Raw genomic sequence first — 14,957 nt, 5'->3', positions numbered from 1 at the left:
CGTTGACTGCGAAGAAGGGCAAGAAGATCGAAGCGGTGTGGTCGGGAACGTGGGTCGCGGACCGGCTGGGCGTGAGCCTGGCGGACGGGACGGGCGACGGCCCGCGACTGGACGAACTGCTGGGGCTGGCGCTGCGGCGCAACCCCAAGCGGGCGCACCTGCTGGTCTCGCGGGTGCTGGGCAAGCACGTCCCGCAGTCCCCGGCGGCCGTCTACGCGGCCGGGTACGGGCTCGGTGAGCGGGTCCGGGAGCTGCTGGGCGACGCGGAGGCGGCCTCGGCGGTGGTCCTGGGGTACGCGGAGACCGCGACCGGGCTGGGCCACTGCGTGGCCGACGGCCTGGGCAGCGCCCCGTACCTGCACTCCACCCGCCGCCCCGTGCGCGGCGTGGAGGCCGCCGGGGGCTTCGAGGAGGCACATTCGCACGCCACCTCGCACCTGCTGCTGCCCGAGGACCCGAAGCTGCTGGCGGGCCCCGGCCCGCTGGTCCTCGTCGACGACGAGTTCTCCACCGGCAACACCGTCCTGAACACCATCGCCGACCTCCACGCCCGCCACCCGCGCGATCACTACGTGGTCGTCGCCCTGGTCGACATGCGCTCCCCGGCCGACCGCGACCGCCTCGTCGCGTTCGCGGAGCGGCTGGGCGCCCGCGTGGACCTCATATCCCTGGCCTCGGGCACGGTCTCCCTCCCGGAGGGGGTGCTGGAGAAGGGCCGGGCCTTGGTCGAGCGGTACGAGGCGGAGGCCGCGGCCTCCGCTGCGGCCTCCGCCCCGGACGATGCCCCTGCCACGGGCGGCGCCCCGGCAGACGTCCCGCAGGTGACCACCGTGGAGCTCGGCTGGCCGGCCCGCATACCCGACGGCGGACGCCACGGTTTCACCCCCGCGCACCGCGCGGCACTGGACGCCGCGCTGCCGGCCATGGCGGACCGGCTCAAGGCCGCGCTCGGCGACGGCCCCGCGCGGGTCCTCGTACTCGGCAACGAGGAGCTGATGTACGCCCCGCTGCGCCTCGCGCAGGCCCTGGAGGCGTCCGCCGCCGCTGCGGCGGTCGAGGTGCGCTTCTCCACCACCACCCGCTCGCCGGTGCTCGCCGTGGACGACCCCGGCTACGCGATCCGCACCCGGCTCGTCTTCCCCGCCCACGACGACCCCGCCGACGGCCCCGGAGACCGGTACGCGTACAACGTCGCCGCGGGCACGGTCGGCGCCGGCTTCGACGCCGTGGTCGCCGTCGTGGACTCGGCCGGGGACACCGCGGAGCTCCGTACCGGCCTGCTCGCCGCCCTCGCGCCGCACACCGGCCGGGTCGTGCTGGCGGTCATACCTTCGTACGTACCCGACCGGCAGGAGCCGATCATGACCGAGCCCCCGCGCGAAGCGCCGGGCGGACCGCTGGGTGAGCCGCTGCGCGGGCCCGCCTTCTCCTCCTACGCCGCCGAGGACGTCGGCTGGCTGCTCCAGGACCTCTCCGACGTCGAGCTGGAGGCCCCGACCGAGGAGCGCGAGGAGGCCATCCAGGCGGGCGGCGCGCACTACGCGGAATCCCTGCCGGTGGAGTTCCAGCCGTCCCCGGAGTACCAGCAGCTCTACCAGAGCGCGCTGACCGCCTCCGCCGCCCGCATGGCCCGCGCCGTCGGCACCGTCACCGAGACGGTCCTCGCCGAGCGCTCGCCTTCCCCTGTCCTGGTCTCGCTGGCCCGCGCCGGCACCCCCGTGGGCGTGCTGATGCGGCGCTGGGCGCAGGCCCGGCACGGCCTGGACCTGCCGCACTACGCCGTCTCCATCGTGCGCGGCCGAGGCATCGACGCCAACGCGCTGCGCTGGCTGGCCGCCCACCACGACCCGGCCGACATCGTCTTCGTCGACGGCTGGACCGGCAAGGGCGCCATCACCCGCGAACTGCGCGAGGCCCTGGGCGAGTTCGAGGGCTTCAACCCGGAGATCGTGGTCCTCGCCGACCCCGGCTCGTGCGTGGAGACGTACGGCACCCGCGAGGACTTCCTGATCCCCTCCGCCTGTCTCAATTCCACCGTTTCCGGGCTGGTCTCGCGTACGGTTCTCAGGTCCGACCTGGTCGGGCCCGCCGATTTCCACGGCGCGAAGTTCTACCGCGAGCTCGCCGGGGCCGATGTCTCCGTCGCGTTCGTCGACACCGTCTCCGCGCACTTCGAGGAGGTGGCCGAGGCCGTGGACGCCGAGGTCAAGGAGCTCCTCGCCGCCGACCGCACGCCGACGTGGGTCGGCTGGGAGGCCGTCGAGCGGATCAGCGAGGAGTACGGGATCCACGACGTGAACCTGGTGAAGCCCGGCGTCGGCGAGACGACGCGGGTGCTGCTGCGCCGGGTGCCGTGGAAGATCCTCGCGCAGCGCGGCGCCGGGGCCGACCTGGACCACGTACGCCTCCTCGCGGAGCAGCGGGGGGTGCCGGTGGAAGAGGTCGACGGCCTGCCGTACAGCTGCGTAGGACTCATTCATCCCCGATTCACGCGCGGCGCCACGGGCGCCGACGGAAAGGCTGTGGCCACCAAGTGACCGTTCTCGTAGCCAGTGACCTCGACCGTACGCTCATCTACTCGGCGGCCGCTCTCGGCCTGACCATGCCCGACCCGGTGGCCCCGCGGCTGCTGTGCGTGGAGGTGCACGAGAGCAAGCCGCTGTCGTACATGACGGAGACGGCGGCGGGGCTGCTGGCGGAGCTGTCCGCCGACCCGGGCGCGGTGTTCGTGCCGACCACCACCCGGACCCGCAAGCAGTACCAGCGCATCCGCTTCCCCGGACGGCCGGCGAAGTACGCGATCTGCGCCAACGGCGGCCAGCTGCTGGTGGACGGGGTCCCGGACCGGGACTGGCGCCGCCAGGTCGCGGCGCGGCTCGCCGCGGAGTCCGTCCCGCTGGAGGAGATGCACGCCCACCTGATGTCGGTCACCGACCCGGCGTGGCTGCGCAAGGCGCGGGTGGCCGAGGACCTGTTCGCGTACCTGGTCGTGGAGCGGGCGCTGGTCCCCGCCGAGTGGATCAAGGCGCTGACGGAATGGTCCGAGGCGCGCGGCTGGACGGTCTCGCTCCAGGGCCGGAAGATCTACGCCGTCCCGCGGCCGCTGACCAAGAGCGCGGCCATGCACGAGGTGGCCCGGCGCACGGGGGCCACGAGCACCCTGGCCGCCGGCGACTCGCTGCTGGACGCGGACCTGCTGCTCGCGGCGGACACGGCCTGGCGGCCGGGCCACGGAGAGCTGGCCGATGCCGGCTGGACGGCGCCGCACGTGACCGCGCTGACCCAGGCGGGCGTCCTGGCCGGCGAGGAGATCGTGCGCGCGTTCACCCGCGAAGTCGCGCGACTGGCCCCGCCCGCCGCCTGACCTTGGGCACACTGGCCCCATGACCAAGGGCAACAGCACGAAGATCACAGACGAGCTCTACCAGTACGTGCTCGCGCACAACCCCCCGCTGGACGAGGTCCAGCGGGGGCTGGTGGAGACCACGTACAGGGTGTTCCCGGACTCGGCCGGAATGCAGTCGGCGCAGGAGCAGGGGCCGCTGCTGGCCTTCCTGGTCCGGCTGACCGGCGCCCGGCACATCGTGGAGATCGGCACCTTCACGGGCTTCTCGTCCCTGTCGATGGCGCAGGCCCTGCCGGCGGACGGACGTCTCATCGCGTGCGACGTCTCGGAGGAGTGGACGGCGTACGCGCGCGAGGCCTGGGCCAAGGCCGGGGTCGCGGACCGCATCGACCTGCGGATCGCGCCCGCGATCGAGACGCTGCGCGCGATGCCGGCCGAGCCGCACATCGACATGGCGTACATGGACGCGGACAAGCAGAGCCAGATCGCCTACTGGGAGGAGCTCGTGCCCCGGCTGCGCCCGGGCGCGCTGCTCGTCACGGACAACACGCTGTTCCACGGCTCGGTGCTGGACCCGGCGGCGACCGGTGGGGCGGCGGGGGTCCAGGCCTACAACGAGCACGTCGCCGCGGACCCCCGCATGGAATCGGTGCTCCTGGCGATCTCCGACGGCATCACCCTGTCCCGCAAGCGCTGACCGCCAGGTCGTCTCTTTCGGATCTTGTCGGCCGAGCTCGCGGCGTCTGGTGCCGTGCCCGGGCGTGCTGTCGGGGCGCTCGCGTACGGGGTGTACGGGGGCGCCTCGGCAGTGCGGCCGGGCGCGCTGCCGGGCGTCGCGGGCCCGGCAAGATCCGAAAGGGACGGCCTACCCGCAGCCGCCCCCACCACAGCAGCCTCCGCCACCGCCCATGGGCGCGGCGGGGGCCGAACTGGTCCCGCCGACGGCGACGGCGGAGAGCAGCCTGACGGTATCGGCGTGCCCGGCGGGGCAGTCGGCGGGCGCGGAGGACTCGGCCATGGGCCGGCTGACCTCGAAGGTGTCTTCGCAGGTCCGGCAGCGGAATTCGTAACGGGGCATGCGGACAGGCTACGCAGTGCCGACCGGCCTCGGGAGCCCCCGCGCGTCGGATCCGGGATGCGGGCTGGTCGGGTGCGCCTGGGTCGGCCCTGCGGGCGAGGTCCCCTCCCCGCGCTTCGCCCGTTCCCCGCGCTTCGCCCGTTCCCCGCGCTTCGCCCGTTCCCCGGGCTCTGCCCGGACCCGCCCCCGCGCGGCGCCGTCACTGGGGGCCGGGCCTCGGGCCTCCGCTCCTCGAACGCCGGAGGGGCGGGATGCTGCCCGGCCGGGGCTGGATTGTCCGCGGGGCAATTCGAGCCCCGCCGGCGTTCGAGGAGCGGGGTCCGGGCGCAGCCCGGGGAACGGTGGAAGGACGGGGAGGGGACTTCGCCCGCAGGGCCCCCGGAACCGGCGGAGCCGGGCCGCACCCCCGTGTCGGCCTGGCCCCGCCGGGGCTCAGCGGACCACCGTGTCCGCCGGGGCGGACAGGAGGCCGAGTTCGGCTCGGGTCGGGGCGCCTTCCCAGTCGCCCCGTGAGGCGACCGCGAAGGCGCCCGTGGTGACCGCGCGGTCCAGGCGGGCCTCCGCTGTCGACCCGTCTAGGAACGCCGAGAGGTAGCCCGCCACGAAGGCGTCACCCGCGCCGACCGTGTCGACCGCGCGGACCGGCCGGGCCGGGGCGTGGAGGGTCCGGCCGTCGTCCCCGTAGGCCGTCGCGCCGGCCGCGCCGAGCTTGACCATGACCTCGCCGACCCCGAGGGCGAGCAGTTCCTTCGCCCGCAGGGCCGTGTCGGCCGGGGCGCCGGACGGCAGGCACAGGGGGAGCTCGTCTTCCGAGGCGATGAGGACGTCCACCGAAGGCATCCACGCGCGGAGCACCGCCGCCGCCTCCTCGGAGGACCACAGCCGGGACCGGAAGTTCACGTCCAGGCAGACCAGCGCCGAGTGCTCGGCGGCGAGGCGCAGCGCGAGGGCGCAGGCCGAGCGGGCGGAGCGGGAGAGGGCGGGGGTGATCCCCGTCAGGTGCAGGACCTTCGGCGGGGCCGCGGTGAAGGCCCGCTCCAGGGAACACGCCTCGAGGCGGGAGCCCGCCGAGTCCGCGCGGTAGTAGTGCACCCGCGTGACGTCCGGCAGCCTGGGCTCCGCGAGCATCAGGCCGGTCGGGGCCCCGCCGTCGTCGCGGGAGGCTCCGGAGACGTCGACGCCCTCGGCGCGCGGGGTCCGTAGGACCAGCTCACCGGCTTCGTCCGCGCCGACCGCACCCGCCCAGCGGACCGCGTGCCCCAGGCGGGCCAGGCCGATCGCGACGTTCGACTCGGCGCCCGCGACGGAGACGTCCATGCTCCCGCCCAGGCGCAGCGGGCCGCTGCCGCGCAGGGCGAGCATCGTCTCCCCGAAGGTGAGCACCTCGGGGGCGGTGGCGGGGGCGGCTTCGGGGGCGGTGTCGGTTCCGGTCACGCGCAGGCCGCCTTGAACTCCGCCGCCCGGCGCCGCAGCGCGAGCAGGTCGCCGCCGTCGGCCGCGTCCCCGATCAGCGGGGAGCCGACGCCGACCGCCACCGCGCCGGAGGACAGGTACTCGGCCGCGGCCGCCGCGTCCACCCCGCCGACGGGCACGAACGGCAGGTCGGGGAAGGGGGCGCGCAGGGCCCGCAGGTACGCCGGTCCGCCGATCGAGCCCGGGAACAGCTTGAGCGCGGCAGCCCCCGCCGCGTCGGCCGCCATGACCTCGGTCGGGGTGATGACCCCGGCCAGTACCGGCAAGCCCTGCCGGACGGACTCGTCCACGCCGGCGCCGAGGCCCGGGGTGACCATCAGGTTGGCGCCGGCCTCGGCGGCCCGCTGGGCGTCCTCGGCGGTGAGGACCGCACCGGCCCCCAGCCAGGCCTCGTCGCCGAGCTCCTTGCGGGCCCGGCCGATGACGTCCAGCGCGTCGGTCCCGCTGAGGGAGACCTCGATGAGCGGGACGCCCTCCTCGACGAGGGCCATGACGGTACGGAAGGACGCCTCCGCGTCCCGTCCGCGGACGATGGCGACGAGCCGCTCCTGTCGCAGCGCTGCGCCGAACTCCATGGGAATGCCTGCCTTCTGAGGTGAGGGGGTGGGGGGAGGGGATGTCGCCGGGTGGTGGTGGGGGCTCACCACTCGGCGAAGGAACCGTCTTCGTGGCACCACACCGGGTTGCGCCAGGCGTGGCCCTTCTTGTCGGCGGCCCGGACGGCCGCCTCGTCGACCTCGTCGACCTCGTCGACCTCGTCGACCTCGACGCCGAGGCCCGGCCGCTCGGTGCGGACCAGGGAGCCCGCGTCGGGCTGCAGGATCGCGACGCCGGCCTGCAGTGGCTCGAGGAACTCCCGCCGGGGGAGGAGCCGTTCGCCCAGCGCGATGGGGATGCTGGAGGCCTTCACCAGATCGGGGACGGCCTGCGCGTACTCGGAGAGGACCGGCTCCTCGACGAACATCGGGTCGTACGGGGCCGGCAGGGGCAGGATCTGCGGGCGTTGGTGGGCGTTGGCGGGGGAGACCCGGCCGTGGAAGTCGAGTCCGAAGTCGCGGTCGTCGCCGAGCACCTCGAGGGCCGTCTCGGCACGCCGGAGGCAGTCGCGGACCTCGGAGCGGGTCGCGAGGATCCGGTCGCGGACCGGCCCGCCGAGGAGCTGGTGCACGGGCTTCCCGTACGCCTTGCCCTTGATGTCCCACAGCGCCTGGTCGAGCCCGGCGACGGCGGAGGACAGGGCGGGGCCGCCGCGGTGGAAGCCGCCCTTGGTCATGACCTGCCAGTGGTCCTCGATCCGCATCGGGTCCTGGCCGATCAGGTACTCGGACAGCACCTCCGCGGCCGCGCGCACCGCCTCGGCACGCCCCTCGACCACCGGTTCGCCCCAGCCGACGACGCCCTCGTCGGTTTCTGCGCGCAGGAACATCCGGCGCGGTGGGGCCATGAACGTTTCGATGCGGGTGATCTTCACGGCTGACGGTGTCCTCTCCTGGTGGGGGGGCGGCAGGACGGTGTCTGCGGGGCTATGGGGGCCATGGGGGCTACGGGCCGGTCTGCGGGGCGGCCTGTGGGGTTGGTCTGCGGGTTCTACGTGCTCTATGGGTTCTACGGATGGTCGCGCTGCGCCATGTCGAGGAGGTCGAGCACGGCCCGGTGCGCCCCGTCCGGATCCCCGGCCCGGACCCGGTCGACCACGGCCCGGTGGATCGCGTGCGGGTGCTCGAAGTCCCCCTTGTGCACCGCGCGGTCGCGTTCCACGAGGGCTGGGATGATCACGCGGTGCATCTGCGCGAAGAACAGGTTGTGCGAGGCGGTCAGCAGCGCCAGGTGGAACGAGGCGTCCGCCCGTACGTGCAGCACCGGGTCGGAGTCGCTCGCCGCCATCGCGGTCAGAGCCGCGTCCAGCGCGGCCAGGTCCCGCTCGGTGGCCCGTACGGCGGCCAGCGCGGCGGCGGCCGGCTCGATCGAGCGGCGCAGTTCGAGCAGGTCCGAGAAGAAGCAGTCGGGCGCGCCGGCCGCGAGCTTCCAGCGCAGCACGTCGGCGTCGAAGAGGTTCCAGTCGGCGCGCGGGCGCACGAAGGTGCCGCGCTTCTGGCGTGCGTCGAGCAGCCCCTTGGCCATGAGCACCTTGATGGACTCGCGGAGCACCGTCTGGCTGACGTCGAGCTCCTCCATGAGGCGGGGGAGGTCGAGCGTGGATTCCTCGTCGTAGGAGCCGTCGAAGATCCTGCGGGCCAGTTCCTCGACGGCGGCCTTGTGGATCCCGCGGCCGGCGTAGGCGGCTTCGCTGCTGCTCATTCCGGTTTCCCCTCTCCCCACCAGGCTTTCGCCCCTACTTGCCGCCCCGACAAGGCAAACATTTGCACAAGTAATCGTTAATTAGCAATTATTACGTCGTGTTACCGGAACCCCTGATTCCGGCAGGTCGGCAGGGCATCGCACCGCCAGGCGCTGCTCCACGCTCCTCACACGCCCCCCCGGGAGACACCGATCTCACTCAGCCACGACCCGGCCGCCGCGACCACGCGGCCGGGCACCGGCACCGGCCCCTCCGGCCTGCCGAAGCGCCGGATCGGCACGTACCGCTTCGCGATCCTCGCCGTGCTCTTCGTCAGCACCGCCATCAGCTACCTGGACCGCAGCATCCTGTCGATCGTGGCGCCCGACGTCTCCCGGGACATCCCGGCGGCCGCCTCGTCGACAGGTTCGGGCCGCGCCCCGTCTACGCCTGGGCGCTGATCGGCTGGTCGGTCATGACCGCCCTCAACTCGCTCGCCAAGGGCTTCGGCTTCCTCTTCGCCAGCCGCATGGGCCGGCCTGGGCCTCTTCGAAGCCCCCGCCTTCCCCTGGGACGGGCGCCTCACCGCCTCCTGGTTCCCACGCGCGGAACGCGGCCGGGCGGTCGCCGTCTCCACCTCGGGGCAGTTCATCGGCCTCGGCTGGCCCCACGTGTTCTGGATCCTCGGCGGCATGGGCATCGCCTGGGCGCTGGTGTGGGTGAAGGTCATCCGCAACCGCCCCGAACAGCACCTCAAGGTCGGCGAGTACGAACTCGTCCACATCACTGAGGACGAGGCGACGACAAGGGCGGACCGACCGGAGCCCTGCCCTTCGTCGCCGCCCTCGTGGGCGTGCTGTGCGGCGGCAGTCGGTCCGACTGGACGGGTCGAACGCATCGAGGCGTAGGCCGCCTTCGGCCGCCGTTGGCCGCTCTCTTACGCCGGCCTGCCGACGGGCCTCCCGCCCGGACGGGCCGCCCGTGCCCGCTGCTCCCGAGCCGCCTGCTCGGGGTGGCGGGCACGCCAGTACGGGTTGTCGTGCGGCAGGGCGCTGCCCACCCTCCCGTACATCCCGAACCACATCAGCATCACGCCGACCACGAAGCTGAACAGCACGTTGGGGATGTGGAAGGCCAGGAAGTTCATCTTCGTGTCGAGCAGCGCGAGGTTCACGAACCCGCTCGCGATGAACAGCACGCCCAGCACGATGTTGAGCGTCGAGGCGAAGGTGCCGCCGATGACCATCCCGGCGAACAGCAGCAGCCCGATGCAGATCGACAGCACGCTCAGCGCGCCGTTGGTGTTCAGCGCCAGCACCGTGTCCCCGCCGGTGTCGAAGAAGCCGATCCGGTCGATGAGCCCCAGGATCCCGAAGACCACCAGCAGCAGTCCGGTCAGGCCTGCCCCGACCCGGTAGACCTTGCTGAGCCGGTGATCGCTGGGCAGGTGCTCGTCGAGGCTCGCGTTCACGGGGCGCATCATGCGGTGCAGGATCCCCGGCGAGCTCCGGGGCGCCGGCGCGGTCCCGTACGGCTCGTGGGCCACGTAGGGCGCGTAGTGCTCATGGGACTCGTGACACCCGTAGAGCGCGTGGGGCGCGTGCGGCTCCTGCGACTCTTGCGGCGCGTGTGAAGGCTGGGCGGCCATGGCGCCCTCCTCTGCTCCGGTTGGCCCTTCCAGCATCCGCCGATGCCCCCACCCGGACAAGTCCGGCCCCGTCGCCCCGTCCGCTCAGCCCCGTCCGCTCAGCCGTGGCCGCGCTCGGTCCGGATGTCCGTCACGACCCGCTGCACGGACGACCGTACGGCCTCCATCTCCTGGAGGAAGGCCCAGTAGTCGGGGTGGCGGTCCTCCAGCGCGGCCAGCGCCCGCGCCACCCGCGCCACCGCGTCGTCCAGCGGACGCGCGTGCCGGTCCTCGGGAACCGTACGGCCCTCCATCACCAGTCGCTGCGCGTCCCGGATCGCGAACCGGGTCCGCTGCACCTCCGCCTGCGGATCCCGTGCCACCGCCTCCAGCCGCGTCAGCCGGTCCTGCGCCGCCGACACCGCCTCGTCGGTGGCGTCCAGCGCAGCCCGTACCGCCTCGACCAGGGCAGCTACGACGGCCCACTGCTGCTGGTCGCGCGCCCGGCCGGCCTCCGCGAGCCGCTCCTCGGCCTGCGCCACGTCCCGTACCGCCTGCTCCGGGACGTGCTGGAGGTCCTGCCAGCAGGCCGCGCTGAACCGCCGGCGCAGCTCGCTGAGCACCGGATCCACCCGGTCCGCCCGGTTGCGCAGCGCCTGCGCCCGGGTCCGCAGGCTCACCAGCCGCCGGTCGATCTCCGCGGCCCGCTCCGGGAGCCGCGCCGCCTCGGCCCGTATCGCCTCGGCATCCCGCAGGATCCGCTCCGCCCGCTGCACGGTCTCCTGCACACCGTGCTGCGCGGCGCCCTGGTTCAGCTTGGTCAGCTCCGGCCCGAGCGCGGCCAGCCGGGCGGCCAGGTCATCGGCCTGCAAGCCCTTCCCGCGCACCTCGTCCAGCGCCGTGCTCGCCGCGAGCAGCGCGGCCCTGGCCCGCTCCCGGGCGGGCGCCACCCGCGCCAGCTGCGTCTCGGCCCGGTCCAGCAGCGGCTGCAGCCCGAGCGCGAACCGGTCGAGCTCGCCCTTGACCCGGACCAGCTCCTCCTTGGCCCGCGTCAGCTCCTCCCGTGCCCGCGTCGCGGCGGACGCCTCCAGCTCCACCCGATCGAGATCGTGCGCGTCGACGGCGTCGATGTAGACATGACTCACCTGGTCGATGCGCTGCCCGAGCGCGGCGAACCCCTCACCCACCCGGCGCGCCTCCGGCGAGCCGTCCGCGGCCGCGATCGTCTCGATCGAGATCCGCAGATCCCGCTGCGCGGTGTCCAGCTCGTAGAACGCCGCCGCCGCGGCGTCCTTCGCCGCCTGAGCATCCGCTCGCCGACTCTCGTCCCGCCCGCCGCCGAACCACCGCCGGGGTGCCGTCGTCACAGTCGCCTCTCCCGTACCCGGTCCGTCCGCAATTCCCCTGCCCCGGTCCATTCTCCCCCACGGGAACGGGTTTGCGTGGGGGGTGCGCACTCCATGTAGGCTGTCCACTCATCCACGGGTGCGTAGCTCAGGGGTAGAGCGCTGCTCTTACAAAGCAGATGTCGGCGGTTCGAAACCGTCCGCGCCCACCAGCGAAAAGACCCCCTGCCGATCATGGCAGGGGGTCTTTTGCGTCCGCATCTGACACCAATGCGAGCAGCGCCGACCGGCATGGTGGGGGCCGGCGGGAGGGGTGTGGGTGGTTTCGGATCGTGGCTCTGGTCACGGGCGGCATGATGTCCCCCGTGACGAACAGCGGAGACCTGCATCCTGACCGGATACCGGGGTACGACGGTGGCCCCCTCACGCATGAGGCCGGGTTCCTGGACGAGCCGTTGTTCTGGCTTGGGCACGTCTCCTCGTGTGTCCATTCCGAGGAAGCCGCGGAACTGCTCTTCGGTGCTGACTACGACGCGGCGGGCGAGTTCCAGCGGCGGTTGTGGGAGCAGGCCAAGTGGCCGACGTTCACCATCCCCCTTGCCAACGATCACCGGCTCCACATCGTCTATCGCACCTTCACGGGCGAGGCCGGCACGGACTACCTCCTCCACCATCTCGATTGGGAGGAGGCCGAGCACCTCGCCCAGGACGACGGGCACTTCATGGGGCCGGGCCTGTCCTGGCCCGAGCTGGTGGCTGCTGCGGACAACGCACTGCCCGGCGGGAGCACCACCGACCCGCACGCTCGGCTGCTCCTGCTTCCCACGCTGGGCGACGACGAACTGCCCGACGATGCCGTGGGCCGGCTGACGGCCGCGCTGCGTGCTTGCACGGGTGTGGACGACCCCGAGGCCCTCGGAGTCGTCCTCCTGGATGGCCAGGGGGCGCCGGGCCCCGCGCGCTGGACGACGGACGGCCGCGGCTGCTCCGTCAACGACGGTGAGTACTCCAGCCGCAACCCCGCCAACCACTTTGCGCTGCCGGCCGGCCGACTGTCCCGGGTGGCCGCCGCGCTGGCCCCCTGACCTGCGCAAGCCCCCCGCCCCGCGAGACGGCGTCCACCGTTGAGGACGTCTTGAGCTCCCGGTGCGTCGCTGTGCGCCCTTTCTGCTCCTCGAGGCTTCGGGCACGGTGCAAGGGGTGCTCACGTCGGGTGAGCGGGCGGGAGCGGGAGGGGCGGGGTGGCGCAACCGAGGTGCGGCGCGGTGACCAAGCGCGGAGGCCGGTGCCGGAACAAGGCGATCGTCGGGAGCGGCCAGTGCGCCAAGCACCAAGGGCGCTGGACCCGACAAGGGAACGCTCAGGCAGAGGCAAAGCAAGCCAAGGCCAGGATGCAGGAGCTGCGGAAGAAGAAATGGGGCTGGTGGTGAGCGGCCGCTGAGGTCCATGGCCGACATCGACGCGGGGGCGGACCCTCGGCTCCGGGTGTGCGGGGCGCGGGATAGTGGGGGTATGTGCCGATCGATTAAGACGTTGCGTCCGCCCGCCATTCCGGAGAAGGCGACCGAGGAGGAGATCCGGGCCGCCGCCCTGCAGTACGTGCGGAAGGTGTCCGGGTTCAGGGCGCCCGCCGCGCACAACCAGGAGGTCTTCGACGCCGCCGTCGACGCGGTCGCGGAGGCTACGAGGGACCTGCTGGAGGGGCTGCACGTCAGGGGAGCGGGAGCGGCCGTGTCCGCCGGGTGAGGGCCCGGCGGGCGGTCAGGCGGCGGCCGGGACGGCGCTCTCCTCCAGGGGGACCACCGCGACCGGGCAGCCGGTGTGGAGCAGTACCGCGTTGGTGACGGAGCCCAGGCGCGGGGAGAGCGGGCGCTTGCGGTGGCGGCCGATGACCATCAGGTCCGCGGCCTGGGAAGCGGCGACCAGGTGGCCGGCCGCGTCGCCGGGCGCCGACAACTGCTCGATCTCCACCTCCGGGAACCGTTCGGCGTACGGACGCAGGTGTACGGCTGCCAGGGCCGCGACCTCGTGGGCGTTGGCGGTCTCCCCGTGCGCGGCCGCCGAGCCGATGGCGCCGGCCGCGGTGAAGGTCCGGCCGGGCCAGGCGTGCGCCACGACGACCTGGAGCCGGGCCCCGCGCAGGGCCGCCTCGCGGAAGGCGAAGTAGGTGGTGCTCGCGTCGGGGGCCGCGCTGTTGAGGCCGAGTACGACCTGCCCGTACGGGTCGTGCAGCGGCGGCTCGGCGCGCGGGACGACCACCACGGGGCAGGCGGCCTGGCCGGCGCAGGCGATGCCGTTCGAGCCGAGGAGCAGGCTGGCGAAGCCGCCGCGGCCGCGCGAGCCGAGGACCATCACCTGGGCGTCCTCGCCGAGCTGGGGCAGTACCCGGTCGGGGGCGCCGGGGTACGAGGCGTACTCGATCGGGGGGAGGCCGGCGCGGCCGTCGAGGGCCTCGCGGACACGGATCAGTACGGGGTCGTCGTCGAGGCCCGGCTCGGCGAAGCCGCCGGACAGGGCTGCGCCGATGGTGTTCATGTAGAGGCGGGCGTGCACGATCCGCAGCGGGGCTGAGGTCATCAGGGCCTGGGAGACAGCCCATTCCAGGGCCCGGTTGCCGTTCGCGGAACCGTCGACGGCGGCGATCACGGGGCGCGGGCTCTGGTCCATGGCGGGCTCCTCGGGGGCAGCGGTGCGTGGACTCAGCCTTGCGGGAGGGAGTGCCCGGCGGGAGTGGGGAAAGTCCCGAGTGGGGCGGGACCATCGGCCACTCCCGTGCCGGCGGCTCGGAGCGGGCGGGGCGCCGGGTCGCCTCAGGAGGCGTGGCCCGTGCGGCGGCGCAGGATCCAGGCACCGGCGCCCAGCGCGCCGGCCACGAGGGCGCCGCCGATGGCGATCTGGCCCGGGCTCATGGAGCCGACGCTGCCGCCGAGTCCACCGCGGGCGGCGCCCGGGGTGATGTTCAGCGCCACCGTGACGCGCTCGCCGCCGGGGCCGCCGCACTCGAAGGTGACGGGGTGCGAGCCGGCGCTGATGTTCCGGGAGGTGGTGGCGGAGCCGAAGAGGTTGGTGGCCTCGGCGTTGCCGGGGGTCAGCCAGACGTCGCCGAAGGCGCGGGAGGTGGCCTTGCCGGTGCGGGTGCCGCAGCCGGTGACGTTGAGGCTGACCCGGCCTCCGGGGGCGACGTTGGTCGGGGAGACGCTGCCGGAGGGCTGGGCCTGGGCGAGGGTCGGGGGCGCGGCCGCGGCGAAGGCGACGGTCGCGGCGGCGACGGCCAGCAGGCGGGGGAGGGGGCGGTGGCGGCGGGGGCGGGGGCTGTGCGGGCTGCGGGGGGTGGCGGGCATGGAGAGGACTCCTCGGGCTCCGGGAACGGCGCGGCGCGGATTCGGGTATGCACCGTTCTCTGGACGCTAGGAGCCCGGCGCGGCCGCGGCGATCGCTGCCGGGTGAACGGGTGAGCGACTGCTCCGCCCGGGGGAGCCGGGCGGTGCGGGTGTGGCGGGTGGGACGAGTGGGGCGGGTGGGACTGGGACCGGGCGCTGGTTGCGGGTGGGGAGGCCGGGGGATCGGCGCGGGGCCGACCGCGGGGCCGGGGGAGGGGCCGGGTGGAGGGGCTGGCGGAGGGTGGGTGGCCGCGGCGATTGCTGCGGGGGCGAACGGCTGAGCCCGCGATCCGCGCGGGGCGGCGGCGGGGGAGCGGGGCCGGGGCCGGGGCCGCCCCGGGTGCGGGACATCCGAGGTGGAGTGCCGAGGGAGCGTGCCGGGCCGGCGGGGTGGGTGGGGCCGGCGCGGGGGCTTTCGAGCGCCGGGGC

At 74.0% G+C, this 14,957-nt stretch carries 16 protein-coding genes and 1 tRNA gene; 8 read left to right on the top strand and 9 right to left on the bottom strand.

Annotated elements, in window-relative coordinates; all coding sequences use genetic code 11:
• Window positions 1-2: 2 nt before the first annotated feature.
• The 3 genes from ACFYYB_RS09495 to ACFYYB_RS09485 are packed head-to-tail and all read left to right on the top strand — an operon-like array spanning window position 3 to window position 4,043.
• Complete coding sequence (locus ACFYYB_RS09495; protein WP_389434282.1) at window positions 3-2,537, top strand: phosphoribosyltransferase; 2,535 nt, start codon at window positions 3-5, stop codon at window positions 2,535-2,537.
• Complete coding sequence (locus ACFYYB_RS09490) at window positions 2,534-3,364, top strand: HAD family hydrolase (RefSeq protein WP_327306914.1); 831 nt, start codon at window positions 2,534-2,536, stop codon at window positions 3,362-3,364. The genes ACFYYB_RS09495 and ACFYYB_RS09490 overlap by 4 nt, the downstream gene beginning before the upstream one ends.
• Window positions 3,365-3,383: 19 nt before the next feature.
• Window positions 3,384-4,043, top strand: a complete 660-nt coding sequence (locus tag ACFYYB_RS09485; RefSeq protein ID WP_389434281.1) for an O-methyltransferase — start codon at window positions 3,384-3,386, stop codon at window positions 4,041-4,043.
• A 168-nt stretch (window positions 4,044-4,211) separates the two neighbouring features.
• Here ACFYYB_RS09485 and ACFYYB_RS09480 read toward each other — a convergent pair whose 3' ends face one another.
• The 5 genes from ACFYYB_RS09480 to ACFYYB_RS09460 all read right to left on the bottom strand — a co-directional run bounded on the left by ACFYYB_RS09480 (window position 4,212) and on the right by ACFYYB_RS09460 (window position 8,195).
• Window positions 4,212-4,424 (bottom strand): zinc ribbon domain-containing protein, encoded by a 213-nt coding sequence (locus ACFYYB_RS09480; protein WP_389434280.1) that lies wholly within the window; start codon window positions 4,422-4,424, stop codon window positions 4,212-4,214.
• A 432-nt stretch (window positions 4,425-4,856) separates the two neighbouring features.
• Window positions 4,857-5,858 (bottom strand): sugar kinase, encoded by a 1,002-nt coding sequence (locus tag ACFYYB_RS09475; protein ID WP_389434279.1) that lies wholly within the window; start codon window positions 5,856-5,858, stop codon window positions 4,857-4,859.
• Entirely contained in the window at window positions 5,855-6,472 is a 618-nt protein-coding gene (locus ACFYYB_RS09470; RefSeq protein WP_389434277.1) for a bifunctional 4-hydroxy-2-oxoglutarate aldolase/2-dehydro-3-deoxy-phosphogluconate aldolase, read from the bottom strand. The genes ACFYYB_RS09475 and ACFYYB_RS09470 overlap by 4 nt, the downstream gene beginning before the upstream one ends.
• A 65-nt stretch (window positions 6,473-6,537) precedes the next feature.
• Window positions 6,538-7,368 carry an enolase C-terminal domain-like protein gene (locus ACFYYB_RS09465; protein ID WP_389434276.1) on the bottom strand — a complete coding sequence of 277 codons (831 nt, stop codon included), beginning with the start codon at window positions 7,366-7,368 and terminating at the stop codon, window positions 6,538-6,540.
• A gap of 134 nt (window positions 7,369-7,502) precedes the next feature.
• A complete protein-coding gene (locus ACFYYB_RS09460; protein ID WP_389434274.1) occupies window positions 7,503-8,195 on the bottom strand; it encodes a FadR/GntR family transcriptional regulator in 693 nt (230 codons plus the stop codon).
• 303 nt (window positions 8,196-8,498) lie between these two features.
• Here ACFYYB_RS09460 and ACFYYB_RS09455 point away from each other — a divergent pair, with 303 nt between their 5' ends.
• On the top strand, window positions 8,499-8,636 hold the full coding sequence (locus tag ACFYYB_RS09455) for a hypothetical protein (protein WP_389434273.1): 138 nt from the start codon (window positions 8,499-8,501) through the stop codon (window positions 8,634-8,636).
• Between the two features lie 210 nt (window positions 8,637-8,846).
• Complete coding sequence (locus ACFYYB_RS09450; protein WP_389434271.1) at window positions 8,847-9,083, top strand: hypothetical protein; 237 nt, start codon at window positions 8,847-8,849, stop codon at window positions 9,081-9,083.
• Between the two features lie 29 nt (window positions 9,084-9,112).
• Here the strand turns inward: ACFYYB_RS09450 and ACFYYB_RS09445 are convergent, their stop codons facing one another.
• A complete protein-coding gene (locus ACFYYB_RS09445; RefSeq protein WP_389434269.1) occupies window positions 9,113-9,823 on the bottom strand; it encodes a DUF4383 domain-containing protein in 711 nt (236 codons plus the stop codon).
• 98 nt (window positions 9,824-9,921) lie between these two features.
• A complete protein-coding gene (locus tag ACFYYB_RS09440) occupies window positions 9,922-11,169 on the bottom strand; it encodes a hypothetical protein (protein ID WP_389434268.1) in 1,248 nt (415 codons plus the stop codon).
• Between the two features lie 116 nt (window positions 11,170-11,285).
• Here ACFYYB_RS09440 and ACFYYB_RS09435 point away from each other — a divergent pair.
• The 3 genes from ACFYYB_RS09435 (at window position 11,286) to ACFYYB_RS09425 (ending at window position 12,894) form a co-directional block, all read left to right on the top strand.
• A tRNA-Val gene (locus ACFYYB_RS09435) sits at window positions 11,286-11,360 on the top strand.
• Window positions 11,361-11,513: 153 nt separating this feature from the next.
• The gene (locus ACFYYB_RS09430; protein ID WP_389434266.1) at window positions 11,514-12,233 is read left to right on the top strand and encodes a hypothetical protein; all 720 of its coding nucleotides are present in this window, start codon (window positions 11,514-11,516) and stop codon (window positions 12,231-12,233) included.
• 427 nt (window positions 12,234-12,660) lie between these two features.
• On the top strand, window positions 12,661-12,894 hold the full coding sequence (locus ACFYYB_RS09425; RefSeq protein ID WP_389434265.1) for a DUF2277 domain-containing protein: 234 nt from the start codon (window positions 12,661-12,663) through the stop codon (window positions 12,892-12,894).
• 15 nt (window positions 12,895-12,909) lie between these two features.
• On the opposite strand, the gene ACFYYB_RS09420 is transcribed toward ACFYYB_RS09425, so the two are convergent.
• Window positions 12,910-13,815 carry a universal stress protein gene (locus ACFYYB_RS09420; protein WP_389434263.1) on the bottom strand — a complete coding sequence of 302 codons (906 nt, stop codon included), beginning with the start codon at window positions 13,813-13,815 and terminating at the stop codon, window positions 12,910-12,912.
• A gap of 143 nt (window positions 13,816-13,958) precedes the next feature.
• Window positions 13,959-14,489, bottom strand: coding sequence for a hypothetical protein (locus tag ACFYYB_RS09415; protein ID WP_389434261.1), 531 nt, complete (start codon window positions 14,487-14,489; stop codon window positions 13,959-13,961).
• Window positions 14,490-14,957: the final 468 nt, after the last annotated feature.

Origin of the sequence: Streptomyces sp. NPDC002886, assembly GCF_042888445.1 — a bacterium.
Taxonomy (GTDB): domain Bacteria; phylum Actinomycetota; class Actinomycetes; order Streptomycetales; family Streptomycetaceae; genus Streptomyces.
Note: the sequence above shows the minus strand (reverse complement) of the source record. Positions and strands in the feature narration are given on the sequence as shown.

Coding starts and splice junctions, on each gene's coding strand:
- ACFYYB_RS09485 (WP_389434281.1), top strand. CDS start 3,384: ATGACCAAGGGCAACAGCACGAAGATCACAGACGAGCTCTACCAGTAC.
- ACFYYB_RS09480 (WP_389434280.1), bottom strand. CDS start 4,424: ATGCCCCGTTACGAATTCCGCTGCCGGACCTGCGAAGACACCTTCGAG.
- ACFYYB_RS09470 (WP_389434277.1), bottom strand. CDS start 6,472: ATGGAGTTCGGCGCAGCGCTGCGACAGGAGCGGCTCGTCGCCATCGTC.
- ACFYYB_RS09460 (WP_389434274.1), bottom strand. CDS start 8,195: ATGAGCAGCAGCGAAGCCGCCTACGCCGGCCGCGGGATCCACAAGGCC.
- ACFYYB_RS09445 (WP_389434269.1), bottom strand. CDS start 9,823: ATGGCCGCCCAGCCTTCACACGCGCCGCAAGAGTCGCAGGAGCCGCAC.
- ACFYYB_RS09425 (WP_389434265.1), top strand. CDS start 12,661: ATGTGCCGATCGATTAAGACGTTGCGTCCGCCCGCCATTCCGGAGAAG.
- ACFYYB_RS09420 (WP_389434263.1), bottom strand. CDS start 13,815: ATGGACCAGAGCCCGCGCCCCGTGATCGCCGCCGTCGACGGTTCCGCG.
- ACFYYB_RS09415 (WP_389434261.1), bottom strand. CDS start 14,489: ATGCCCGCCACCCCCCGCAGCCCGCACAGCCCCCGCCCCCGCCGCCAC.